General features: G+C 40.0%; 15 protein-coding genes, 1 pseudogene and 1 CRISPR repeat array (1 of these 17 only partly in view). Of the genes and pseudogenes, 3 read left to right on the top strand and 13 right to left on the bottom strand.

The window, feature by feature from the left end; genetic code table 11:
• Nucleotides 1-567: a CRISPR direct-repeat array (repeat unit 33 nt; unit sequence ATTTCAATCCACGCACTCCATACAGAGTGCGAC) (it extends 210 nt beyond the left edge of the window).
• 195 nt (nucleotides 568-762) lie between these two features.
• From BLS69_RS23885 to BLS69_RS23860, 6 genes and pseudogenes are all read right to left on the bottom strand, one after another.
• Nucleotides 763-900 (bottom strand): annotated as a pseudogene (locus BLS69_RS23885) (PD-(D/E)XK nuclease family transposase); the annotation flags it as partial.
• A 1321-nt stretch (nucleotides 901-2221) separates the two neighbouring features.
• On the bottom strand, nucleotides 2222-4318 hold the full coding sequence (locus tag BLS69_RS23875) for a CAP domain-containing protein (protein WP_091037223.1): 2097 nt from the start codon (nucleotides 4316-4318) through the stop codon (nucleotides 2222-2224).
• A gap of 835 nt (nucleotides 4319-5153) precedes the next feature.
• On the bottom strand, nucleotides 5154-5216 hold the full coding sequence (locus BLS69_RS32745) for a hypothetical protein (RefSeq protein WP_256332418.1): 63 nt from the start codon (nucleotides 5214-5216) through the stop codon (nucleotides 5154-5156).
• 43 nt (nucleotides 5217-5259) lie between these two features.
• A complete protein-coding gene (locus BLS69_RS32740) occupies nucleotides 5260-5400 on the bottom strand; it encodes a restriction endonuclease (protein ID WP_371129094.1) in 141 nt (46 codons plus the stop codon).
• A 1007-nt stretch (nucleotides 5401-6407) separates the two neighbouring features.
• Entirely contained in the window at nucleotides 6408-7400 is a 993-nt protein-coding gene (locus BLS69_RS23865) for a WG repeat-containing protein (RefSeq protein ID WP_091037221.1), read from the bottom strand.
• Nucleotides 7401-8273: 873 nt separating this feature from the next.
• The gene (locus tag BLS69_RS23860; protein WP_091037220.1) at nucleotides 8274-8891 is read right to left on the bottom strand and encodes a hypothetical protein; all 618 of its coding nucleotides are present in this window, start codon (nucleotides 8889-8891) and stop codon (nucleotides 8274-8276) included.
• 657 nt (nucleotides 8892-9548) lie between these two features.
• Between BLS69_RS23860 and BLS69_RS23855 the strand changes: the two genes are divergently transcribed.
• Nucleotides 9549-10529 (top strand): hypothetical protein, encoded by a 981-nt coding sequence (locus BLS69_RS23855; RefSeq protein WP_143023620.1) that lies wholly within the window; start codon nucleotides 9549-9551, stop codon nucleotides 10527-10529.
• Nucleotides 10511-10645 carry a hypothetical protein gene (locus BLS69_RS32735; RefSeq protein WP_256332407.1) on the top strand — a complete coding sequence of 45 codons (135 nt, stop codon included), beginning with the start codon at nucleotides 10511-10513 and terminating at the stop codon, nucleotides 10643-10645. Before BLS69_RS23855 ends, BLS69_RS32735 begins: the two co-directional genes overlap by 19 nt.
• A 515-nt stretch (nucleotides 10646-11160) precedes the next feature.
• On the opposite strand, the gene BLS69_RS23850 is transcribed toward BLS69_RS32735, so the two are convergent.
• From BLS69_RS23850 to BLS69_RS23825, 6 genes are all read right to left on the bottom strand, one after another.
• Nucleotides 11161-11700, bottom strand: coding sequence for a hypothetical protein (locus tag BLS69_RS23850; protein WP_091037213.1), 540 nt, complete (start codon nucleotides 11698-11700; stop codon nucleotides 11161-11163).
• A gap of 6 nt (nucleotides 11701-11706) precedes the next feature.
• On the bottom strand, nucleotides 11707-17808 hold the full coding sequence (locus BLS69_RS23845) for a polymorphic toxin-type HINT domain-containing protein (protein ID WP_091037210.1): 6102 nt from the start codon (nucleotides 17806-17808) through the stop codon (nucleotides 11707-11709).
• A gap of 11 nt (nucleotides 17809-17819) precedes the next feature.
• Entirely contained in the window at nucleotides 17820-20303 is a 2484-nt protein-coding gene (locus tag BLS69_RS23840) for a chitobiase/beta-hexosaminidase C-terminal domain-containing protein (protein WP_256332406.1), read from the bottom strand.
• Between the two features lie 523 nt (nucleotides 20304-20826).
• Nucleotides 20827-21357 carry a S8/S53 family peptidase gene (locus BLS69_RS23835; protein WP_091037207.1) on the bottom strand — a complete coding sequence of 177 codons (531 nt, stop codon included), beginning with the start codon at nucleotides 21355-21357 and terminating at the stop codon, nucleotides 20827-20829.
• A gap of 146 nt (nucleotides 21358-21503) precedes the next feature.
• Entirely contained in the window at nucleotides 21504-22415 is a 912-nt protein-coding gene (locus BLS69_RS23830) for a trypsin-like serine peptidase (protein ID WP_091037205.1), read from the bottom strand.
• A 64-nt stretch (nucleotides 22416-22479) separates the two neighbouring features.
• The gene (locus BLS69_RS23825) at nucleotides 22480-23475 is read right to left on the bottom strand and encodes a S8 family peptidase (protein WP_091037199.1); all 996 of its coding nucleotides are present in this window, start codon (nucleotides 23473-23475) and stop codon (nucleotides 22480-22482) included.
• Between the two features lie 208 nt (nucleotides 23476-23683).
• On the opposite strand from BLS69_RS23825, the gene BLS69_RS23820 reads away from it, so the two are divergent.
• Nucleotides 23684-24496, top strand: a complete 813-nt coding sequence (locus tag BLS69_RS23820; RefSeq protein WP_091037197.1) for a M12 family metallopeptidase — start codon at nucleotides 23684-23686, stop codon at nucleotides 24494-24496.
• Nucleotides 24497-25284: 788 nt separating this feature from the next.
• On the opposite strand, the gene BLS69_RS23815 is transcribed toward BLS69_RS23820, so the two are convergent.
• A complete protein-coding gene (locus BLS69_RS23815) occupies nucleotides 25285-26097 on the bottom strand; it encodes an Rpn family recombination-promoting nuclease/putative transposase (RefSeq protein ID WP_256332405.1) in 813 nt (270 codons plus the stop codon).
• Nucleotides 26098-26225 lie beyond the last annotated feature (128 nt).

Raw genomic sequence — 26225 nt, 5'->3', positions numbered from 1 at the left:
ATCCACGCACTCCATACAGAGTGCGACTTAATGTAGGCGTTGGTTCTGGCGTAATTGGAGCAATTTCAATCCACGCACTCCATACAGAGTGCGACCATGCTGTAGTACTGGTTGACTTACCTGGGCATGATTTCAATCCACGCACTCCATACAGAGTGCGACAGTGTTAGACAAGCTTGGGGTGGGTTTTCACATATATTTCAATCCACGCACTCCATACAGAGTGCGACAAAAGGTGGGGCCAATGGCGACAACCGTCATGCTGATTTCAATCCACGCACTCCATACAGAGTGCGACGACGCGTTTGCTCTTGTAAGCTCAAGTGTGAAGATTTCAATCCACGCACTCCATACAGAGTGCGACCATGATCCACGCTGGAGCGCTCTCCAGAAGCTAAAATTTCAATCCACGCACTCCATACAGAGTGCGACCATGATCCACGCTGGAGCGCTCTCCAGAAGCTAAAATTTCAATCCACGCACTCCATACAGAGTGCGACCATAGACAACCTCCTAAAGTTGATGCACCGTGATATTTCAATCCACGCACTCCATACAGAGTGCGACAGCGAAAAGTGACGTAATAACTATGCTCCATAAACAGATATTAACGTATTTTCAGCATCTCTACTACTATACAATGATTACCTCTAGTTTTCGTGCTCTAATTCATTGCCAAAAGGTCATGAATTAGAGCTTTTCGACAGAATTCGAGGTGCGAATCCCCCAGGGAAATCATGTGAGCTTGGCATTCGCACCTGTTAAAATGATCTCTGTAAGTGCTGGATCTCCTGCTTCAGTAAGGACTCGATTCAGAAATGCCAGTAATACGTCTTTATTATTTTCACTGCCAAAGATACGTTTGAAGACAAAATCTACTCTGGGATCAAGCAAATCCATAACAGCAACTCCATTCTATATTCACTTCCATTATACCAAAAATCAAAGCGTTCAAAGCAAATTTCATGCAGGCATCAACCTATTTATGCCTTACCAGCATAAGGTTTGTATTCACGAATTGCGTTCAAGGGAACATTTACGGTTGCCATAGCTCTTTTCTTCTTCAAATGTGAGATTGACGATTTTCTGTATCTGCCTAATGGATAGTCTGCGTCCTTTTTAAGATACAAAGAATGCTTCTTCCTGAAGTCTGTAAGGAGAAATCCTTTCCTTTTCTACCTCAAGTAGATAGTTCAGTAATACGTCTGGTACAGGTATCTCATTCCACTTTCGACCTTTCCCGAACACTTCAATTGTTCCTCTAGCTTTTTTTCAAATCATTTACATTTAACCTGTGAACTTCCCCTACTCGCAGTCCACAATAGACCATAAGTAAAAATATCGCAATGTTTCCTGTTTTTATAGCGTCCCTCTATATTTAAGACTTTCGGACAGATCCTCTTCCTCTAAATAGATCGGTTTCTTATTTTTTTCGGTTTTAGACTTTTTCACTTCAGCAGCCGGATTTTTTGATGCAAGTTCAAAATTAATCAGAGCCATATAGAATGTTCGAATGGCAGAAAGAGATCGAGTACGTGTTTTATCAGCGTTGAAGCTAGTCTCTTGATCATACTGTTATCAGTTAATCGCTCAAAAGAGACTCTCTTCTACACTTAGATGTACATCTAATCGGTAATCGGACTATGTTCTTGTCCATTCCGGCAATCGGTACAAGTCTTGTCCTTGGCTCGGGACACGAACTTGTACCGATAAAATAAAAAAGCCGCTAAATTAGCGACTTCAATGGGTATATGTTCTTGTCCCTCGACACCTCATTAGTAGTGGCGGATTTAGCATCAAACTAACAGCGTTTTTGTCCCAACCTTCAGTCTATCAAGGGTGGAAGTCTATCGTTTCTGATTTAGGGCCCCTTCTCGAACGTACCAAGTTCTTCACGCCATCTAACTTTTTGCCTTTAGTCGGATGACTTAGTTCCTGATACAAAAAATCGTTATAACAAGCGAAGTCTTATTTCATATGCTTTTATCCAAGAGTATGTTCTCCATCACGATACTATTTAGATAATTACCTACTCCGAAATGACACGTTGTTCTTGTCACAGCTTTCAAAAACTTGGTTCCTTAAAACAAAAAATCCGCTATAATAGCGACTTTGAATGGAGCAATATTCTTGTCCCGCGACACGACATGTTGAAGCGTCCTCACCTGCACGGACGCTTCTTCGCCTATCGTTCTTAAGTTGTGAACATTTTGTTCGGTCATTATTTCGAATAATCCGACGCGTTCATTGTGCCTCTTTTGACCCCGATGGCATAAACCACTCCTTGCGTCCTTAGATACACATTTAGTGTAGCATCGCTATACGTACCCGTGGACGAAATAGAGAAGTGACCCGATGAATCAATCTGCACTGGAATTTTCTCCAGCATCTTTCCACTTTGAACGCTATCCTGATGCTGATCGATCTGAATCTCCAATTGCTTGCTCGCCTGATCTATGAATTTCCCTTCCACCAACAACCTGCCGTCCGTGCCGAATTCAACAATCAACGTTTTGCTACCAAGTGCCGGTTTAATATACACTTCCGGAAACAGCTGTTCAGGTAGTTTTTTCTCGGAAGTGCCTGATTTCGGTGCTCCAACCAATTGCTTCATGTTGGACTGCAATTGCATCAAAATCACTGCTGCCTGTGCTCGAGTAACGATATCATTGGAACCAAACATCTTACTCTGATTGCCTTCAGTTCCGCGCATGTAATTATGAGCCAGCACGTAGTTCACTGCATAGGTAAAATCGAAATTCACACCGTCCATCGACGCGATCAGGCCAGCTGCGCGATAACGGTTAATTGGCTTATCCCGGAATTCGCTTTTGCCCGGACCTGAGCTGAACAGTAGCAGGTTGCGGGCCTTGGCCACGTTGTATGCGCCTTCCGCCCAGTGCTTCTTTTTCTTGGAAGCATACGATTCGTCATCAATTTTGTAGGTGCGTAGCAGCATGATAAGGAACTGAGCTTCACTCACGGAATCTTCTGGCCGGAATTTTCCTTTTGCGTCCGCTCCAGTGATACCTGAACGAAGCGCCCACTCAATCGCTGCTTGGTCGGCACGTCCTGCGATATCATTGACCTTGGCCGGATCAGTTGATGGGTAGCTCTTGCTCTTGAGGCGCTCGAATACTCGTACCGGTACTGTTCCCTGGACCTCACCGGAGCTGAGCGTTACCTTGTAACTGCCAGGCTTAACTCCTTCGAGCATGCCATCCGGCGAAACTTTCAGACCCGCAGGGGAACTGCTGGAGTATGCGATCACCGTTTTTGGAGTTGCGAATGTCCCGTCGTCGTAAGAGGCCACGATCTGCATCGGCAACTTACTTCCTGAATTCAACACCAATTCGTCATATTGAGCAGATAAACCCTTCATCGTGTGCCCTTTCCCTGTCGTGAACGACCAAGTTTTGCTTCGTCGCTGCGACTCCTTATACAGCGTATAATCAAACTTCACCGTATAGACGCTGTAGCCGTCCAGCACATCCTTGGGATACAAGAACACCGTATTGCCATGCAGTTCACTGTAGTACGGAACATCTTGTCCTTGAGAATCCAAAATGCTGGCTTCAAACGAATCGATGGCGAAGCCAGCTGAAGCGGAGATGATGCCACCCGAGTGTTCAACACCGAAGCGGACAAGAGGATTCGGCTTCTCGAATCCGTAGAAACCAACGTCCGCTTCTTTCATTCCGTCATACGGATATACTCTCGCTTCCGTACTATCCTTCTGTAACTTCATGAAGGCTGGGTTCATGACAGCAGTACCATTCTGTAATCCAATGCCGACCGATGTGTACTGCTCATCCAATATAATCTGGCGATGATAAGCGGTGCTTAGCCAGGCATCGACCGCTTGACGTGTTGTTGCCATATTAAAAGACATGACTTCAGCTACCGATTTATTTGGCCATCCAGCTGCCTTTCCCCGGTCTCCTGCTGTCACTCCCGTAAATCCTGGGGTGCCCGGTCCCTCCTCATGAGCCGTCCTTCCTTTGAACTGAGTGGTATTGTAATATGTCGCGTGTGCTTGAGACGCCTGAGACAATCTCGCGTCAAGCTCCAAGGGGCCTACGCCTACCTTCGCCCGAATCTCATTCAGATAAGCCAATCCGTCGTGTTGATCCTGTGTGAATCCTCCTTGGGAGACCATCGTAGCCGATGCCGCCGATGCGTGATCCGCCGGATAAGCCGGCACGATGACAGTTAGGGCAAAAGTTGCAGCGAGCATATAGATACCCCACCCACGTCCCCTTTTCCGGGTATTTCCTTGATTTTGCATGTCTTTCTTGCTGCGTTCGCTTGATTTCATATTCGTTTATCCTCTCTGCATCCCTTATTTACGAATTTTACTAGTATGTTTGGGACGCGTTCGCATCCAATTTCCCATAACGATTATTCAAAAATTTAATTTTCACTTGTCCTGATTATGTAAAGCATGAATCAAGAAATCTATCTCTGTACATATATTCTTCAAAACATCATAAGGAGGCAATCCAAGTTAAGTTTGAAAAGATGGGTGAGCGTTCATATTTCTAATATTTCTTAGCTAGTGATATCTAGACTGCTTTTCTTGATCAATCACATTTCTCTTTGACATCCTGTCTATCATAGACGAGAGCTGCAAACGAGTGGTTCCAGTGTAATTTGATCCGCATCTTTTCATGAATATGGGGAATCGTTGCCTCAAAAGCTTTAAATGCTTGATCCATTGATAGTGTTTTCAATCGACTCTATTAAAGATGTCTCCGTAATTTTTTGATATTCACCTGTCAGAGGATCTCTGTAACCGAAAAAAATAAAAGGTTCATCTGCATTCTAATAGTTCTCACTTGTAATTCGTTTCATTTACCTACCCCACTATTCTAATAGTTTACTTGCTTTAGATTCCGTATAATAAATTATATCGGCATTTCATCACTAATGGCTTAAAATCAATGAAATCGAATTATTAGGAGAGTGGATATACTTTGACGGTACAACCTAAGACTTTTCTCGCCATTTCTCATAGCCATCAAGTATCCTTCTGGGTTCCGCTTCAATTATATTATGAGCTGCAAAGGTATCATCAGCTCTGAGAGCCTCTATAATGCTAGACTTGTCCGTAAGATCAATTAATTTCACGTAATTTACACCAGCCAGCGTTTTCATGAATCTGTGAATCTGGTTGTTGCGATGACAACCGCTTTTTTAGCCTTATAGTATCTCATACAAGAGAAAACTTCTTGAACAGCACTAATGCCTACCGGATTTCTACCGAATATCTTTGGCTTGAATGACATTTTTAACTCCAACTGGATCAGTAAAAACGATATCAACTCCAAAGTCACGACTACCTATAGTCTTATAGACACAAGAATAGCCTAGTTCGACTAATAATCTGTATAAGTACATCTCAAAACCGGAGCCGTCTTCCATACTATCAATATCAGCTAATGTAATATCTCTTAGTTCGTAGTCCTCCTTATCAAATACAACGATAGTCTTTTGTTTTCTCGACTAGATGAGAATTAAAATAGACAACACAAAAACTTAAGCAATAATCAGCAGAAAAACAATATACTCCATTAGACCTACACCCCTTCTAATTCCCAGTACAATAATACCATATATTTCAAGGTTGTAGATAGAATTTGTGATCACAGTATTATGCAAATCAAGATTTTCAATTTATGCAAACAAGCTATAAGCCAAGGTCTAAAACGGATGATCCGGCTAAATCGTTATCTTCAAGCAGCAGAGGGGACTCTTAAAGAAGGCTCAGCGCGATGAAGATGTCTTCAAATTGGCGAAGAAAACCTTTCATCGCCGGAAGCTTCACGTTTCATCTAAATCAGTATCATGTATAATCTCAAACGAAGTCGTGGATTGATGAAGAAATTCGGTTTGGTCTGTCCTCATCTGAAACTCAAACCATACAAACGAGTGGCTAAGGCGACTCAGGAGCATCGAATTTAACCCATCCTTTTTATAGAGGGACTTCAACAAAAGAATCCCTGGTCTCGCTCTTCTGACAGATATCATCTATTTACCTTATGGCCACTCCAAGATGGCCTATTTGTCCTTCAACAATATGGAAGCAAGCATTCCAGGGATTGGGGATAAGATTCGCATTGAGTAAAATTAGTAAACGTTTCATAGAGGTTACTTTTCTTCTCTCTTGTTTAACTTCTGTTTGAGTATCATGATTTAGTATGTAAGCATTAGCTCAATAAGGGTAAGGTTACAGTTAAAGTGGTGGTAGAGTATCTATATTCCAGTGAAGTCAGTGTTGGGGCATCATCGAACTAAGATGCGGGCACATAAAAGATCTCGGCTATTAAATAATAAGAAAAACTTTTTGTTCTGTAAAACATGAAGTCCATCTCAAATGAGATGGACTTCATTGTTCATACTAGTTTTTATTCATCATATTCCCACTTCAGAATGTCTTTAGCCTCCTTGATCACTTTTCCTTTTTTGTTGATGTAATAGGCCTTTCCATTCTTATAAACGATAGCTTGTCCATTACTGAAGCTCGTTACACTACTGTAAATCGCGGGGATGACCATTTTACCTTTTTTGTCGATGAAGCCGACTTTTCCGTTGTGTAGAGTTACAGGAGCTAACCCTTCCGAATAAAAAAAGATACGAGCATACTTAGGCTTCACAACAACTTTTCCTTTTTCATTGATGAAACCCCAGTTTTTTCCGATTCTTACTCCAACCAATCCTTCATGAAAACCAGTATCATCAATTTCGTCAAACTGCGGCTTAATTAAGTAGGCTCCTTTTTTATTGATAAATCCATACTTTCCATTGATGCTGACTGGGGCTGCCCCTTTAGCGTTAAATGGTTTGGCTGTCTGAAATTTAGCCGGAATGATGATTTTTCTGTTTTTATCAACATAGCCGTATGTCCCTTGGCTACTCTGGTAAACATAAAGCTTTTGATTGTGAGGATCATCATTAAAGATTTTTAGAATACTAGGTTCTTCAGATTCAACGATAAATTCGATGATAAAATCGTTCCATACATAACCACCGATTTCATATACCGAGAGTTCTAGCAGGTATTTCCCAGGTTTCACCTTTGGGGCGAATTTGACGGTATACGAAAACGCGCCACCTTCGCCCGGAAGCAATTTTAGTATTGCTGGCGAGCTTGTGACCGAAACCATGTTTCCTCCAGCGTGACCCCAACCGGACAAATAAACTTGGGGTTTTAGATACATCGTTTCGTTGGTGTTATTGGTATAATGGGAGGGAATATTGAGTTTCTTCGCTTCGCCAGGTTTTAATTTAATCGTTTGGATCGCTTTTTGGCTTGCGGAAACTTGCGTAGGAATGCAAAGTACAGATAATAGAATGGTAACAATAGAAAGCAGTAATGCTAATCTCAATTTCTTTTTCACGCTGAAACCTCCAGTTGATTTTTCATTAAACTCTGATATATGTAAACTTCTAACTTATAAATGAGCAATCCACTTCTAGCAAACAGTAAAATCAAAAAGATAGCTGCAAGTAGCAATCCCTTATTGATAATGGCTAGTTATATACCTAATCAGGCCAGAAGAGAAAACATGACGTCATATAAAGGTAACACACCTAAAAGTACGCCATTTTCCAACTAATTATTTTTAGAATAACCTGCTCTACTTCTTTATCCAAATGGTTATGGCGAAGTCTTATATTGTTGCTTGGGCGATCAAAAGATTCTTGGGAGAAGTGGTTGGTTGGGCAGACATCTGACTTCCGTTGACCATTTTTGGTAGAAGGCAGATGAGATAAAAGCGCCCCAGTCCTTCCTTTCATTTCAATAAATTTAATGGTACATCGCCTTCCTTCAGGCTTACATACTGATTGACTAAGACCATTTGCAAACTTTGCATAAGAACCCAATTTAGTGTTTATTTACTTAGATTCACTTTCTCCCTCCCCTCTAGGTAATTTTTAACATGAAACAATCTTTAATTATATTTTACTTATTCAAAATTATCAATTTAAAATTCACTATTAAAATAATTAATCTCCTTTATATCTACGTAACGTGACATTCAACATATACATTGTTATAAGCATATTTAGAATGTGAAATACCTGCTTTAATATTATTGTTTCAACTACAGCAACTTGGAACTTTCCCGGCGCCACTTCATATGTAATGGCTAGGAGGTCCTCCCTCCCCAATTAAATCATAAACCTGGGCGAATTAATCCAAGCGATGAATTGTGGAAAGTCGCTGCGGTTTGAACGGTTCAAGTCTGATCATGCCCATCCTGTTCTTCTCAATAGTCTCGACCCCTGATATGTTCTTGTGTATCTCGAAGCGTTTTCGCAAGCAATTGGTCTCTAGGTACGTATGTGTCAACTAGCTCATCATAGCCCTCGGGAAGCGGGCATTCTCTATTAACGTACTTCTTATTTGTCATGAATAAACCTTTACCAAAGTGAGTGTCAATAATTCCAGCAGAGTAATCTACAAAGACTCGTTCACCGCAATATTTACATTTTAAGAATGTAGTAGTTTTTTTATATGGTGCGCAGTATGTAGCAGAACATTTGCAAGCAATTTTGAATGTAACCCTAGGTATGGGTAATGAAATATCCGTTTCAAGTAAGTTACTTTTATCATGATTCAATTCTGTTTCTGTAATATCCTCTTTAGTTTGGGAACTGTTAAGGGTATCAAGTTCAATTTGCTGTTCGGATTGTTCGAGTTTAAAATCAGCTACCAGAGTTGCATTTAATCCGAAAATATCTTTACCAACGGAGGTTATAAATCGAGTCTCGTTGTTATAACACGTAATCCACTCTTCAGATTGCTCTTTAGAAAGCTCAACCTTACCCTTAACACCACTATTTAGTGTGTAAACCATTATATTAAGCCTATTATCTTCTTTCATCCAATAGCTCCCTTCCCTTTTTTTATTTGGTTATTGTTTCTCTAATGTTCCTCTTTCGTAAGCTTCATATCCCTAACTGTAGTTAAATAACTTCACTATAGATTTCAGTATAGTATGAATTTTAATCGATTGATTATCGCCTATCCCCCACCTACGAGGTTTAGGATTCCCGATTCTTTGTTTTATGCTGAAGGATTATATTCAGTTACCTATCCCTCCCCTATCGCCTTTTACATCCTAACAAGCAGATATATATTACAGATTGAGTATTTTGTAGTGACCTGGTTGTACCTGCTCATAGTTTTCATAAGAAGATTTGTGATGATGTGCAGTGTTAGAGCAGCACCTAGAAGTAATGTGGGTTCTAATGGTGGATTCAGCGAAAAGTGTGTTCGCCCTCTTCATATAATCTATCACTAGGTGTAAAGAGGAGAATCCCTTTAGCTGAAACAATTGCTATAGTATCCCTCAAAATCTCTTCTCTACAATTTACCCCTCCCATCGGATTATCTCCATTAACGATTTCTTTTATCTTAACATGACTTATCTTTCAGAAGAATATAAGTTGTGTATCATCTATGCTCTTATTTCCCCATTCAAATCCTTTGTTTTTATTAATTAGACAGACTATTATGAGGAAACGAGGTGAGACTATTGTTGAAGAAGGAACTAAAAGCCCAAGCTAAATCACGCGGCATTGAACTTAATGATAAAAAGATTGAACGCTACGTTGGATATGGACTACTTATAGGCAACAAAACAAGTGAAGGAAATGCGAGCCGTACCGGTGTGGTGAAACTGTTTGATGAGCGATCCATAGATGCTATATGTTTAATAAACGAACTGAATGAAAACAAGAATATTAGACGTCAGCAGGATTACATCTATGTTTTGTTCTGGCGAGGATACCCGGTTGATCTGGAGAAGCTACGAATAAGATTACTGGAGTATCAAACAAAGATGATACAGTGGTTCGAGGAGAGATCAGAGTATACTTACGATCAGAGCGAATTTATGGATATGATTCTTTCGGAGAATGTAGGTAAGCTGCCTAGGAAAGTTGGAAGACCTTCTAAACAGTTCTTAGCTAGGGAGAACAAAGAATTTCAAAAAACTGCAGATGCAATGTTTAAAACAGGGAAATTATTTAGGGAGTTACTGAATGGAACGATTACTCCAGGAGTATTTCGTGAATTCATTCAAAGTAAGAGTACACTATCAGATGAACCCCATGAAGAATTACTACTTCAATATGTGAACCGCTGGATTAAAGAGAATGCTTGGATGAACGCTATTAAGACGTCGAATGTTCAGGATTACAAGGATTGCTATGAACTAATTGCTTTATTAAAGGAGTATTGGTTGGTAATAAAACAACAGTATGGAGACATTTATAGTATTCCAGGAGTTGGAGATACCCTAAATATACTTGAAGAACATCTTCATATATCAAAGCTAGCTGATCAGCCTTTCATTTATAGATTTGTAATTCTAATCTTCATTAGTGGTGGATTTAGCCGCAAACTAACAGAGTTTTTATCCCTACCTTCAGTCTATCAAGGGTGGAAGTCTATAGTGTCTGATTTTAGGTTACCCTTCTGGAGAGGAGGTGAAAATCAATGGATAACATCGGTGTAGCACTGGGTGGAGGTAAAGCCTTCTCAATCCCCACTTGGTTTGTCCTAATAATCATTGCGTTTTCAATATTTGGTATTTACAAATTTGGACTTCAATTTAAAGAAGAATTGGCTTAATTAAATAACTAAAGGACTAATCTAATATAGGATTAGTTCTTTTGCTATTCGGCTTTAATATGTTAAAACTTTAATAAACTACCACAGATTAACCTGTTAATCCGAACTTTAAAGAGCCACAAATCACAGATACAACAGTTTTGGCAGTTAATTCAAAGGCTAATATGTGAGCTACCCCGTCATCAGCTGGTTAATTGCTGCTTATGCTTTTATCCCTAGACATTTATTCCAGTAGTCATCCTGCAAGTAGACGGCGGTCGTGCATAAATCTCTGTCCACTTTTCACTGCACTCTAGCAGCTTAACAAAATAATAGTAAACTACATTTAGATCGAAGATGTAGAAAATCAACTTGTACCGAATAAAAATAAAAAGCCGCTAAAGAATTAGCGACTTCAATGGGAATATGTTTTAGTCCCTCGACAGCATTTTTTTGTTAATTACGTATTGTAATTCATATCACAAAGGGATGAATACGGATTTATTTTGAATAATGTCACAATACTCTCTTTATATCTACCGTCTTGTTTTGTCGAGCAATAATTGTAACTGAACTATTCTTTGGCTCTTACTTAGGAGAGAGTTTATTTGAGATAGGTCATTAATAAAATTTTTCGTTTTATTAACTACCTCTGTGATAAACTTCACCCTATTGACTTGGATGTCTCTCCATTCGGGATAAACTCGATTTGCTAAAGGATTGGTAATGAGATATTCACTAATGAGGCAGTCAGACTGAACCACACTCACTAGTAAGTCATTATCAGCATAAGTAAACTCAATCCATGTATTATAGGATTCCGTATCCTTTATCGCTACATACTTAGTATCATCTATTAACAGACATACTTCTAATAAATTGGATAACCAAGTTGAAATAATGTCAAAACCTTCTTCACCCTCGCCCAGTTCCCTATTATGGTAATAGCCATAATCAACGGAATGCAGGTTTAGTTGAAAGAAACCTTCAATTCCCCCTTCTTTTTCAATTTGCTCTAGGTTCATCGTTTTCCAATAACTCTCATCAATAATAATACGGTAATTTATCTCAAACAATTTTGACTACCTCCCGAAATCACCCAGAGTTAACTTATGTTGGCCAAACGCAGTATCAAATTTCCCATCTTTGAAGAAAATTTGAATAGTCTCGCTCTTATAAGAGTAACTATAATAGCCATTTGTGAATCCCTTACTAATTGCTTCATTAGCTCCGTTTTGAACACCTGTGATGATATCTTGTTTTGTCCATTTCGGGTTAAAGAATGTGTTTTTGTTCAATTTTGATGCTAAGGCTTTATCCGAGAGATAGGGTACTTGATTCGCAAATTCACTCGAAATATGTTTTCCAATGTGGTCTATATTATTACTACTCAAAGTGAAACCACAATCAATGTTATGCACCCAAATACCTAAACTACTAACAAAATAAGTGTGAAAATCTGCAACAGTGAAATTATAAACAGTTATATTTTCATGGTGATGTACGATTTCAATGTTGTCAATCTTTAGATGATTCTCATTACTTTGAACTAATTCATCGCCAATCTTTAAATCAATAGCGAGCACCCATCCCTTGCCATCCACCCAAAATGGATGATTATCGGTGGTCTCTATAATCTGATTTCCAACTAACAATTTATAAGTAGTTTCCTTCTCATTACGATGAAGGGCAACAACTTCCTTGTAAGCCTGCTCACCAGAATCCTCATTCTTCGAGAGAACCTTATCTCCGACTTCAATGTCTTCAATATTCTTCTCCCCTTCGTCTGTTTGAACCTTAGTTCCTGCTGTAAAGCAATTACACGCTTTGCTAATTGCTTTATCTATGAATTTGCCACCTTTTTTAGATAGTTTTGCTGTAGCCTTTCCATAAGGATTTAGTTCCACGACCAAAAAACCCGCTTGAAAGAATTGTTGCATTGACCAGGGGTTTTCCATAGAAACCCTGTAATATTCATTTAATGAGGTGAGGGTTCCCATCGTCCAAAAGTCAATCGCTCCGGACCAACTGGAGTTTGCCTGCTTGAATGAATTCCACTCTTTTTGCCAGAACCCAAAATCATCGCCCCCACCTCCGCCTGAACCCCACTCTTGTCTATGCCCGCTTGGGTCTACATATTTTAAAGGATTGTTGCTTACATATGAATATAAATTTAAAGTCAACGGATCGTTGATTTCACCCTTGTACGTATCTTCTGTAAGGAATCGTTTTGTCTGCGGATCGTAATAACGAGCTCTTAGATAATAATAACCCGTTTCTTCATCATACAGCTCTCCAGCATACTTGAAAGAATTATCGAACGTTCCTTGTTCCGAGACTAGGTTACCCCAGGTGTCATAATCATAAGAGTTCAGTATATTTCCAGCTGAATCTTTAATCTCGATTACATCACCATGATCGTTGAAGTAATAATATCCCCCTTGCGAACCACTTTCACGGAAAAGGAGTGAGTTACCCCATATATTTCTCGCCTTAGTTTTTCCTTGACCATCTAGTTCCTCTATGACTTGTCCATTTAAGTAAATGAACTGCGTTTTTTTGTCTTTAACCATTTTGGATGCACGAAGTCCATCACCATAATAGGTATACTCCGTCGATGCTTCAACATCATGATCATTCGTTGTGGTTACTTTAGTGAGTTGATTAAGACCATCATATTGTAAGTCTGCACTTCCTTCACTATAGGCAGCCAGGCTATCTTCAATTGTAGATTCGATATTTCCTCTACTATCATAGCTATACGTTTTGTTACCCAAAGGACTCGTTTCCATTTGAATTCGATTCAATTTATCATATTGATATGAAGTGACTTTAGAATTGGTCATCTTCCGGGTTACATTACTAAACCCATCATAATCAATCTGTTGAGTATAGCTGCCAAAATGATTTGAAACGACTTCACCAAATGCATTGATAGTTAACGATTGAGATTGATGATTCGGAAGTTCCGTCGTAGAATGGTTTGAATCCTCACCAATGGTATAATTTATTAATACTTGGCCCATATCTGGGTAAGATACAGAAGAAATTCGATTTAAAGCATCATAGCCATACTGAACACTCTTTCCATCAGGATATACTAAGCTTTTTAATTGGTCCGAATCATTATAAGTAATCTGATACGTATAGTTTCCGACCGTCTGTGCACTCAAGCGGTTCCATTTATCATAGCCATATTGGATAGCATCCTTCTCACTACTTGATTGAACCGAAGCGAGCAAGAGATTGTTCGGATCGTACGTTTTATTAATACTATAAATGACATGGTCTTGAGCATCTTTAATATCAATTAATACCGGCTGATTATATCCGTTATAGTGATAGTTATAACTCTCATTAAGCTCATTTTTATACTTAGCAAGGAGCCCTGCGGGTGTGTACTCATAGTGTTTTTCTCTAATGGTATCTTTCAGATCTGGCGTATCACTTTTTTGTATTTTTGTCGATGATAACTGCCATCCCATTTCATTATAGGTACTTTCTTGTTGGAGCTCCCCATTAATAAATTGTTTGGTAACCGAACCATTCGTGTCGTAGGTATATGCGTAGTCCGTTCCTTCAGCATCTTTCATAGAGATCAGTTTGCCACTTGGCTCGTAGTTGTATTGCGTAACTTGCTGGCCTTCATCCGTTTTCACCATTGTTTTTGTGTTCTGAGCTAGCGAGTTAAACGTAAATTTAGTTTCTCTATTCTTACTTGCACTTTTTTCTTGATATACATTCGTTTGTCCAGTTAAAGTATCAAGTTTAACCTCTACCTTACCATTTGGATTTACAACCTTGACTGACTTTCTTGGCAGAATTTTTGAACCTTCTTTTGCCGTATTTCCATAATAATAACTTGTAATATTTCCATCTGGATCAATTACTTTCAAAATTTCACCATTTGCACCATACTTGTAATGAGTCATCTGCTGGTCATTTCCATAAGGCAACGTCGAAGTTAGCAATACTCCACTAGTATTGAAGGTATTTTCAACTAATGTCCGTGTAGTTCCATTAGAGACAGCTGTCTGATTCTCAACATCTCCAAAAGGAGTAAATGTCGTGACAGTACGAATTTCACTCGGCTCAATTGTTGTAATCTCTCGGTGATAATTGTCATACGAATACCTATAACTCAAGTTTTTGCTTCCATCAGCAGGTAAATATTTTTCTTGGATAACTCGATCCTGCTCATCATAATCAACCTGCGCTTTACTACCATCAGGATAGGTTATAGATGTTTGTCTACCATATGAATCATACATATAAGAATAACTTACCGGTTGGGGTGATGATCCATCCTTTAACGTTAAATAAACAGTTTGTTTCGTAATATGCTGCCCGCCATCATCATATTCAAGATACTGATCACTTTCTCGATACTTGCCAAACCCATCGCCCGAACTGGATTCTTTAATATGAGTGGGTTTGTGATCTGAATTGTAGTTCAAATATTCGGTAACAAGAGTATCTGTCGAACTTTTGCCTTGATTAGAGTACACATTAATCTCTGTACTTCTTAAAAGGGTGCCATTAGCATTGTAATCAAAAGACTGCCTCTTCGAACTGTCTGCATCAGCAGCAGTTTTTTCAATATAACTAACCTGATGGTAGGGACCATTATATAGATAAGTCGTTACATTCCCTAAAACATCAACTTGCTTATTGGGATAACCGTAGCTATCATACTGAAATGTTTGAATAGCTGCAAAATTATCAATGTTTGAAGTATTATCACCGAAATATAACGCATCTTTGACTGAGTCAATGCGAGGATCTGAAGAAAAACCATCCGTAAACATTTTAATAAGTGATGGATTCAATCCATCTTTATAAAATATCGATGTTACTTCAGTGTTTCCAAAATCAGTATTTGCGTCACCTATTGATTGTTTTAATGCATTTTGTATATTCGAGTATTCTGTCGATGAATAAGTTTCTTTTAACGTTCCGTAAGCATTCGGTGTATAACGATTTATAGTTGTTGCTACATAGTCACCGTAATTGTAACTTGTTTTTGTAGTGATTTTGTCCCCGGTTCGAACAGAGCTATCTGCTAATCTGAAGTAAGCGAGCTCCTCATCTGCTCTGGAAACATTCCATATTTCTTGAGCATCCTTTGTATTCCCACTTACACTTTTTTGAAGGAACTTCAAGTTGTCTTTATGATCTCCGAACGTATAATAGACGGAACTGACTGGATGATAACCGATATACGTTAACACATTGGCGTCAAGATAATTACGGATTGTTCCGCGAAGTTCTGCTTGACCAGCCCATGTTTCTTGAAGAGACCACGATTTGTCATAGGCAGAATACCGATAATGCGTCTTAAATCCTTGGTCATTCTCGACTTGCTTTAAAAGAAGGTATTCAATTTCGCCGTACGTTGCCAAGTCACGCTTAAAGATTTGGCTAGCTTCTGCGCCTTCTTGGTCAAGAATCGGTTTGTAATTCTTGTCAAACTCATAATAATAGTCATCTTCAAAATTGAAATCAGCATGAGAATTTATATCTGGTGAATAATAAGAATACGATTCAATAGTGCGATTATTCAATGTATCTTTCACTGCATTCAGTTCGTTGTATGAAGCCGGAACATCTTGCATTTCATACGAATCTACCTTATCTTTCACCGCTGTTCTTAAAGATGTCGTATGATTGACTAGGGTCGTATCATATAAGAGTTTATACAATTCTATTCCGTTCGGTGAAGTTACGGTATATCCCGTAATCACTGCATTCTTGCTATGAATTTCAATGTGTCTTCCTACTGAATCAACAATGCTTATTCCATTGCTAGAATATCGATACGTAATTTGATCGCCAAATTGATTCTTTTTGTATAATATCTCACCATTTTCATTAAACGCATACGTAAGATGGTCATCTATGGTTAGTAGGTGATCGCCGTTACTATTCAGTCTATAAACAACATTTTCATATGGATAATTCTTTGGATGCTTTACTAATTCTTCTGAATTTAAATCGAATTCATAAGTGGTGCCATCTTCGAGAGAAAACCGGCGAACGCCATAATCATAATTGTAACTACGATTATACGAATCATAAGTCACACCTGGCTGAAAAGTGATTGGAATAGACTCAAAAATATAATCGGTGTGCATTACAGGGAAAGCCAGGCTCCAACCTGTCGCAATATAATAATCAGTTTCTGTCAACTGATCAATCGCCTGGCTTACTCTATTACCCATACAATCTGAAGCTGGAGACGATGCATCGAAATCGCTGTTTCCTTGATCGCAGACCTGCATTGCTTCATATGATGGATTTGTTGTTTTAGCATTTAACGAATCGTACGTCCTAATAAGGGAAAAGTCCAGATTGCTTTTTCCTTTTAAATTCAAATCGATTTTGCTTTGTGTTGCAGTTTTGTAAGTAGAGTTGACATCTGAATTAGTACTACTTTGATAAACAAAGGAACTGTTTCGATCAGTAAACGCAAATTGCTCGGGCAAGCTTATTAACGATTGAGTTAAGAAAGAATTTGATTCCAAGGAATCTTCTGTACCTTCTAAATCCTCTGTATCTCCTACATCTTCTGTAGCCTCTACGTCTTCTGTAGCCTCTACGTCTTCTGTATCTTCTACATCTTCTGTATCTTCTACGTCTTCTATATCTTCTACGTCTTCTGTATCTTCTACGTCTTCTGAATTTCTTGCGTCTCCCACACCTTCAATGTTATTTTGGTATACCGAGTCGGTTACCGAAGGCATCTCTAATGTAGGACTTTGAAGTGAGTTCCAATATGCCGTAGCCCCCTTGGCATCCTTCTCGTAGTTATATACCTGCATGGAAACTGGCGTATAACGTGATAATAATTCTCTTTCCGATTCAGATAATTCATCCATAATACGAATAACTTGTTCTTTATCTAAATCTAAAAGCCTTACTAGTAGATCGGCATTCAACAAGTAAGTTACATCAGAGTAATAATAAGCGGCCACTAAAAGCATATCAGCTGAAAATAAAGACTGCATTTCGTTTAATTGATCCTCACCAAGTTTAGAAAAAGAAGATATACTCTTGAATGAGTTGTCCTCAGCCTCTTCTTTTGTTGGATTCGCATAAACTTTGATATTTGAAAATGGGTTTAATACCAAGCTGATAATCAGCAAGAATGACAGTATAGTTTGCAATCGTTTTATATTTTTCAATATTCTATCCCCTAATTATTATCAATAATAATACGATCCGTTTTTATCATGTTACCAAGCGCATCAAAAATATAGTCTATGATATAGAGCTTTTCATCTTTAGCAAATCTTTCAGAAATGATCCTATTAAACGCATCATATTCATATTTTTTTATCCCGATATCATAGGTGAAGTTGTAGATTTGTGTAATCTGTCCATTTTTAACAACAGCAGCATTTATATCTGTTGAACCCGAAATATGAATGGGTTGAGTATAGACTGTTCCATGGTTTAAAGTAGGTTTCGAGCCATCAATGGTATATAAGATCTTGTCTGCCGTTGTTGAAAGTGTTAGGTTAAATGGTTTTTCGTACAAACCTGTGGGTTTATTGACTTTGATCAAGTCTGGCAATATCCACCCATCCCGTTTTACTTGTGCATAAGCCCAAACATAAACTTCACCAAAACCTTGATTAAAACCATCATTTATAGCCTGATTAATATTGTCCCAAACATGTAAATGCTCGACGTCGTTAACAAAACCTGCAAAATAATGTATGAGTTCAACGGGGTATTTGAGATGGGATTGTACATAAGTCAACGATTTGATATGTTTATCCTTTTGGTCATAGATCAGATAATCGTAATCTTCGAGCATGAAAAAATCTAGATTTGGATACTTCCACTGTTTATAAGGGAAGTTAACGATACTCATCATTTGAGGTACTCTATCCCGGTCAACTACAGAAGGAGTAAAGAACAACACGGTAAACTTTGCATCAGGGTAAACTTTTTTTACTGCGTCTCTCAGCATTAATGTAAACTCACCGTTTTTATTCCTCAACCAATAAAGCATATCCTCATGACCTTTAATTGATTCCAAACTAGACTTAAATTCATACATACGTTTACCCGTCTCTTTTTGGTAAAGTTCTTTCGTCGCCTTATCATAAAATGTGGGCGGTTTATCCTTTAAACCTTCCATGAACCACCACCAAGGCTCTCCCTCCTGGATCATTGGCTCCATTCCATTTTTAACAGACATTCTTGCTAGTTCTAATACATATTTTTTATAGAATTTCTGTACTTCTGGATTTGTAAAACTCAATAAATGAGGAACGGGCACCCATCCACTTGTAGCTGGTGTGTTGTCCCACGTGCGTTGCCACCAGTCAGCAGGCGCATCAACACTTTCCATAGAAATAGAATTGATAAGCTTGAAATCATGCTCACTCAATCTCTTAATATAGTTGTCATACCACTGTTCAAATCCTGAATTGAATGGATAATCCGTAATGACTTCCATTGCTCCATTTGAATACTTTTTGTCATAGTAATGTGAAGCACCCACATACATAGTCACATACCCGTTAAAGCCCAACTTGTGATAGTCTGATACGACTCGTTCGGGGGTCAAATTGTAGATATCATCATAATCATCAGTAATGCGAAGATCTTGCCCAGGCCGAGCCGTAGGCTCTTTGCCCAAATAATCATTACCTGACACATTCCAGTTGGTCATTTTAACCATGAACTTTTCAGAATCCGATAAATAATCATCGGCTGCTGTTCCATCGTATTCTGTTGGAACATAAGCCCACATAATTTTTTTGATATCACCAACAGGGATTTTATTCCATTCTGGATTCTTAACCCATTTTTCAATATATTCCTTTGTTCCATCTTCATGAGTGATGATATTATATTCTTTCTGGTAAGGTTGCCAGCCTGCATAAAGATTATTAAAATCGATAGTTATATTTCCTTGTGTGCCACTAGCAGCACCAGCTACTCTACCTGCAGGAAATATAATATTATTCTCTTGTTCCCAATCATCCTGAGGCCGATTGGTCACATAGTTCCACAATCGAGCGTAATAAATTTCACCAGTGTTCGTCTCAATCGTAAGCGCAGGCGCAAGGACGGAATTCATCTCTGGTAAGTTTCCGTAAAGATAGTAACTGTAACTTAAAGTGACGTTTGAAAAGTTACTATCCGTTGGATATTTTAAATCTGGATGACTATAGTGATCTATAGATTCCCAACTCATCCCGCTGAGATCCGAAGGCTTTCGAAAGTTCCCCATGGTTGTAACTGTATTTCCATTAGTAATGGTTGAAGCCATCATTGAAAATGAAAAATTATTGGTTAAATATTTGGGCTGGAGTTTATAAACCTCATTTTCATGTGAGGATTTAATCATGGAAGGCACTGCTAATTTTGACTGAAGAAGTGATTTGTTCTGTGGCGTTTTCTGAGGCTCATAATCAGGAAATTCTTTCTTCCATTTATTTAATTGAGCTGTGTAAGAATCTGATATCTCTTGTATATCCGATTTATTATGGGCTGTTTCTTTTGCCCTCAAGATCTCCTCATTTTCCTTTGGTTCTTGTTCTTCTTGAACTTCTTGTTCGTTGGATACAATGCCTTTTGCCTCGCTTACATATGTACTAGATAAGACCAGCTGTAAACATAGTATAAAGACTATACATAAAGCTACTTTTTTTGAAATCACTTTCTCGCTCCCCTATAAGTAATTTTTAATATATAACAATTTACTATTATATTTATTTTTCAAAATTTTACAATAAAAAAATAATTCTATCTAAACTAGGGTTAAATTAGTATTCGCCGGAATGCTAAAAATTTTGATTGCCCACCGATTCTTATATAAGAAAATTGACTTTGTATATTTCAGGCCTTTGCCTCCACTCCAGATGGCCTTCTTCACCTTAAAGTTCCTAGCCAATTTTGATCCAGCACCCGGTTACGTTAGGAAGACAAGTGGCAGCTGGACGATTTCGATTCCTAGAGCAGATCTTCCCACGGAATATCTAGACACTTGTCTGCCGTATCTATTTCACGGGACTTCGGTCTTAGAACCTCTCCTTTTATATAATCACTTAATTGGTAATAAGCCTTTCATGTGAAAAGGACGGCGAATTTGCCGTCCCTTTTTCACTCCCCGATTCAAGAATCTAGCAGTACGTTGGAGCTACCCCCGGAGAGCACGCAGCTTTCGTTCCAGGCAATGCCAATTATGCGGGCCTCGGGGCAAATCCCTCTAATCCCTTTGAATCGTGATCCCCGCCCATCAGCCCAAGCACAGTAGTTCCTTGATCGTTATAGTCATTCCCCGTACCAATGCTACCTTGCTCATTGACCTGCAAATCCTCATGTGAATGTTTCATCCCAATGAACCGCACTCTGTTACCATAACCTCCGGGCATGGTCCAGGCATAATACGCGTCAATCCCTGTCGGTGCTGCATTTAAATAACCTTGCCGTTCGCCGAAATCCGGAGTAGCTGACGGCAAGAGGGATACATCCTTCTCCGTTTCCACTGCTACTGGGCGAGGCATTTCCGGTTCAGGCCGCACATAAGCACCTTGAATTCGGCTGTCTTGACGCAATTTCTCCGCAATATGATCCAATTTATCATCGGGAGCGTCGACCCTGTAGAAGATGTGCAATCCTGCCTTGGCCTCGGCCATCTCAGCGGTCATTTCAACAGTCTCAGCTTCCTGTTCCCGCGCAAATAACGGAAGCAGTTGAAAGGATTCTCCCATCTCCGCAGACAATTCAGACTATAGCGTATGGACTGTAGGCAGCGGCTGAATCAAGGAGATTTCAGGAGGATTTAATACACCAGGGTCTGATATAACGATCAGCTCGCGTCTGTTCTCGGGCATGCACCCAGATGCCGATGCCCGACTCATACCTTTACCGTGTCTTGTCCTGATTCTGCGGATGCTTGGGGAGATGCGCCGGCTTCCTTCCATTTCAGCACATTGGCGTACACCTCACGGTCAATCCGGGTGCCGGAGTTACTGCCATTGGCAGCACAACCGCCGTAAGCGTGAATACAAATGACTTGATTAGTCTCACCTAGACATACCGGACCTCCGCTATTACCGCCCATTGTGTCCAGTTTGTAGTATACTTTTCGCGTCTGCACGTTATCGACAATCCCCTTCATGTACCACTGTGTGCCATTTTTATCGGAAGGATAGCCTGTATTCAATATAGGCTTTTGATTGATAGTGTCATTAGGATCATACCTGAAGCCAAAATAGCCAGTGTTGTTGCCTATGGTAGAATTTAGAATGATTGCCCCATAGTCATATTCTTGATTCCCATCTTGAACCCAGCCATTGACGGACCAGAAATGCTCGGTTGTAACGGTGAACCGTCCATAAGGTTCGCGTCTGTCATCTTTACCTGGAATGACAACTATCGATTTATGCCATTTTCTAGTTTCGCTGTCAAATACACAATGCCCCGCAGTAATCACCGTACCCGGACCACATAGCCACCCCGTCCCAACGCCCTGACGTCCATCATCCAGTGTAATAATTAACCGGCAGACCGCGGACCAGGAGAATTTCGCCGTATCCATTACTCTAAGCCTCTCATCAAGCTGGCAGACGTCCTCTTTATTCACAAATAGCAGCGACTCAATCGATGGAAGTTTTTTGTCTTCGATATCTGCCTCCGCCGTTCCCCCATTGGGGAGCATACCCGTGCCTTGAAAAGCTTCGGTCTGCGCCGACTCAGCCGCTGTATTGGTAGCGGCATCCATAACTTCTCCTTTACCGCTCACCATATTATGCAATGTATCAGCCATCTAATTTCACTCCAATCGACTATTTGTACATATTTTCGTTATCCGGCATTTTTGCTCTTCTAGATTAGGCATATTCACTGACATTGACCGGGTGTTGCCGTAAATGTTCCTCCAGCAGCTCGTCGGCGGTAAGATACAACAGACCGTTACCTTCAACGGATTTCGGTCTTCCCAGCGGAATCGTCCGCTTCGTCAATTGGGCGTAAAGCTCCGGCTCGGTCAACTGTCGGTTAAACTGTTCCGCACTTTGGCAGCTATTGATTAGCAGCGCCAATGCCCCGGCTACATGCGGTGCAGCCATCGAAGTGCCGGAAAGGATTTTGTAGGGGATGGACTTATCCTCCGCTAGCTCCAGCGGATACGTCGACTTGATGTCCACACCCGGAGCTAGCAGATCAATTTCATTGTTCATCGTCAGGAATGGTGCCGAATCAGAGTTGAAATTAATGGCTCCTACTGAAGTCGATTCATTGAACCCGGCCGGATAACGAAACTCTTCTTTTCCCGTATTTCCGGCTGCACACACGACAATAATATCGTTGTCCACTGCACGCTTAACCGCGTCATGAATCCCTCTGTGGTCAGTTGCAAAAGACAATGACATCGAGATGATCTGTACATTTTGGTCAATCGCATAATGAATCGCCTGGGCAATCCATTCCGGTCTTCCGCGCCCTTGACGGTTGAGAACTTTCAGAATCAGCAGCCCCGCTTCGGGAGCAATGCCGACCACGCCGTCCCCATTTTTCGTCGCAGCGATAATCCCGGCCACATGCGTTCCGTGTCCGTTGTAGTCCTTGTACACGCGAGGAATTCCATCGTCATCATCGGTGAAGTTCTTACCGCCCATAATCCGCTCGCGTAAATCGGGATGTTCGGCATCACAGCCGGTATCCAGGACTGCTATCATAACTCCCTTGCCATAATTCCCTTGTTCCCAGTATTGCGGGGCCTGGATCATCTGCACGCCTTTCGGGATTTCTTTCACATGCTGCCGCACACTTACCATTTCGACCGGAGGCAGCTGTACGTCATCTGCATTGCCTACAAACGTTGACATGATTCACCTCTTGTAACAAATTTCAGCTTTTAGCTGCGTGGTTATTATTTGAGCATCTTTTCATATCATCCACTCCTTTTTTTGTTAACGTGTTAAGCCATTGCAGTGCATTTGCCGATTTTCCAAAAGTTAATCCGGATACCGGGTGATCCTTGGTTCATAATATAGATTGGTTAAAAAATACTCATTACGAAAAGGAGTAACGTCAATGACCGAACCGCAGAACGCATTGAAGATTTGTGTCATCTTGAAACCCCCTGCTGACAAAAACAACGAAGCCGTGTCCATCGCAATAAAAGAACGGGCAGATAATGCCGGCTCTCTTGAACTTGAAGCCGACGCCTTGGAGAACATGACTGCCCGCAATGAAGTCGGCCCTGAGATGGCACTTGTAGTCCGAAAACTGTGGCGAAACGGCAGAACGCTACGCGTCCGCTTTCTGGACGGAGAGCCTGCGATTCAGGCCAAGGTCATCCGTTGGGCCAAGGAATGGGAAAATTACGCAAATATTACCTTTGATTTCGGCGATCACCGGGAGGCGGAGATCCGGATTACCTTTCTCGACAAAGAGAAAGCCTACTCGGCCGTAGGGACGGATGCGCTGTTATTCAATACGGGGGCAACCATGAATTTCGGCTGGTTTGACCATGATACCGAGGAGTCGGAGTTCGAAAGAACCGTCATGCATGAATTCGGCCATGCCCTGGGATGTATTCATGAGCACCAGAGTCCATCGTCTGATATCTGCTGGAACGAACAAGCTGTTCTGGAGCATTTCCGTAGAAGCGACTGGGACGAGGAGACAACAAGACACAATGTATTGGATAAAGAAAACCCCTTAAATACAAACTTCACTGAATTTGACCCCAACTCAATCATGCTGTATCCTTTCCCGGGTGAATTGACCTGCGACGGAAGAGGTACGCCGTTCAACACCACCCTGTCGGAAACGGATAAAAACTTTATGCGTCAAATGTATCCGCGCGTAGCCGCACCCACACCGGAGCCGGTTATGGGCTGATAATTCACACTTGCAGCAGTAAATCAGATGAACCTGTTCTGAAGACTACGGCATTGCAGAGACATCCCCGTTTTATTTTATTTAAATAAATAACCCAAGACCCTTTATCTTGTTCTAAAGGGCCTTGGGTTTATTGTGTTAAGCTTTCCGAGCAAAGATTTTACTGTTTATTCGGGATAATCTGGGACGTGCCTACTGAAATAAGCCGTTTCATTGTAGACCTTATTCTAATGGACCAGTCATGGAAGTACGGTTGCTGTTGCTATCATATTTGAACGTTGTTTGCTTCCGTCGGGATAAATCATTTGTTTTAAATTTTCTTTTACCAGATGACGAATATCTTAATATTCATTAGTTTTTTCAAGATATGTATGGTCTAAATCACCTTAAAATATTCATGTTGTCCGGAGTTCGGACCTCAGAAATAAAGTCTGTGGAAGTTACCAGACGGTTCCATATGAAGTAAGCAAACAAGAAAAACACCAAAAACACTTTTTTTATTTTGGAGGTACAAGTTTTGACCTTTTACCCAATAACAACATAATCGTTTTACATCGAGGTCGATCTCATAAGTAATTAAACCTCAGTTCCCCCCAGTAGAACAACAGGATAAGGTCGTAGTTTAGCCCTGTCTTTTTAGATCTATCTATCTTCACGACTAGACTGCATTTTCTACCATTACTCCCGATAATACGAAAAATTCAATTCCTCTCAGTGTTCTAAATAGAAAAAGTCGCTAATTAGCGACTTGATTTGATTACTTTTTTTTGTTTTCACCTCATTTTTCTTTATCTCTTCAATTGTATAATCTCCTGTTCAGATAAACCAGTCACCTTGGCAATCGTAGCTAAATCCAAATTAAGTTTCAGCATATTTTTGGCCACTTCTGTAATACCTGCTTTTCGAGCCCCTTCAAGCATCGAGGCTTCGTCATGCAAATACTTCTGACGTGCTTCGTACAAACGACGAGCTTCTGAATCCTGGCTCAAAAATTGTAAGGTATCCATAGCCTTCTCTAATCCTGGTTCGTTCATCTTCAGCACCTCCCAATGTGTAGTATCCACACCCTTCAAAAACAACAACCAATTCTCAAGTCCACCTTGTGAAGGGATCACGTCATCTAATTTAGGTAATTCCAGAAAATGAATCTCGATATCGTCAATAAGCGTTAAACCCGTTCGATCTTCCCTGAGATGGAATGTATTATGATATTCATGATTTTCTAAAAAAGCATAGTTTAAAATATTGATAGTAACACATTTTTTCAACTCCTGATACTTTTCACCTTCATGAAGTTGACTGGAATATCGTTTGCTCCAATAAAATAATGTCCGTTTCTCAATATCGTATTTATTGAATAATTGCATTTCAATGTCAATTAGTTTTCCCTCTGACGTTTTGGCATAAACATCAAAAATGGATTGCTTATCAAGCGGATCATCCTTATCCGTGTATGGGTTCATTAAAATGATCTCTGAAAGCGGCGGATCACCAGTTTCAGTAAGGACTCGGTTTAAAAATGCCAGCAATACGTCTTTGTTATTTTCACTGCCAAAAATACGTTTGAAAACAAAATCTACTCTGGGATCCAGTAAATCCATAACAGACAACTCCATTCTTTCTTCAGTTCCATTATACCAAAAATCAAGCCGTCACAAGTATAATTTTAAGCAAATCACCCTCACCCAGAATTCATGAATCTGAGTGGGAAAACTGGATTGCTTCGAGG

It is taken from the genome of Paenibacillus sp. CF095 (genome assembly GCF_900101225.1).
Taxonomy (GTDB): domain Bacteria; phylum Bacillota; class Bacilli; order Paenibacillales; family Paenibacillaceae; genus Paenibacillus.
Note: the sequence above shows the minus strand (reverse complement) of the source record. Positions and strands in the feature narration are given on the sequence as shown.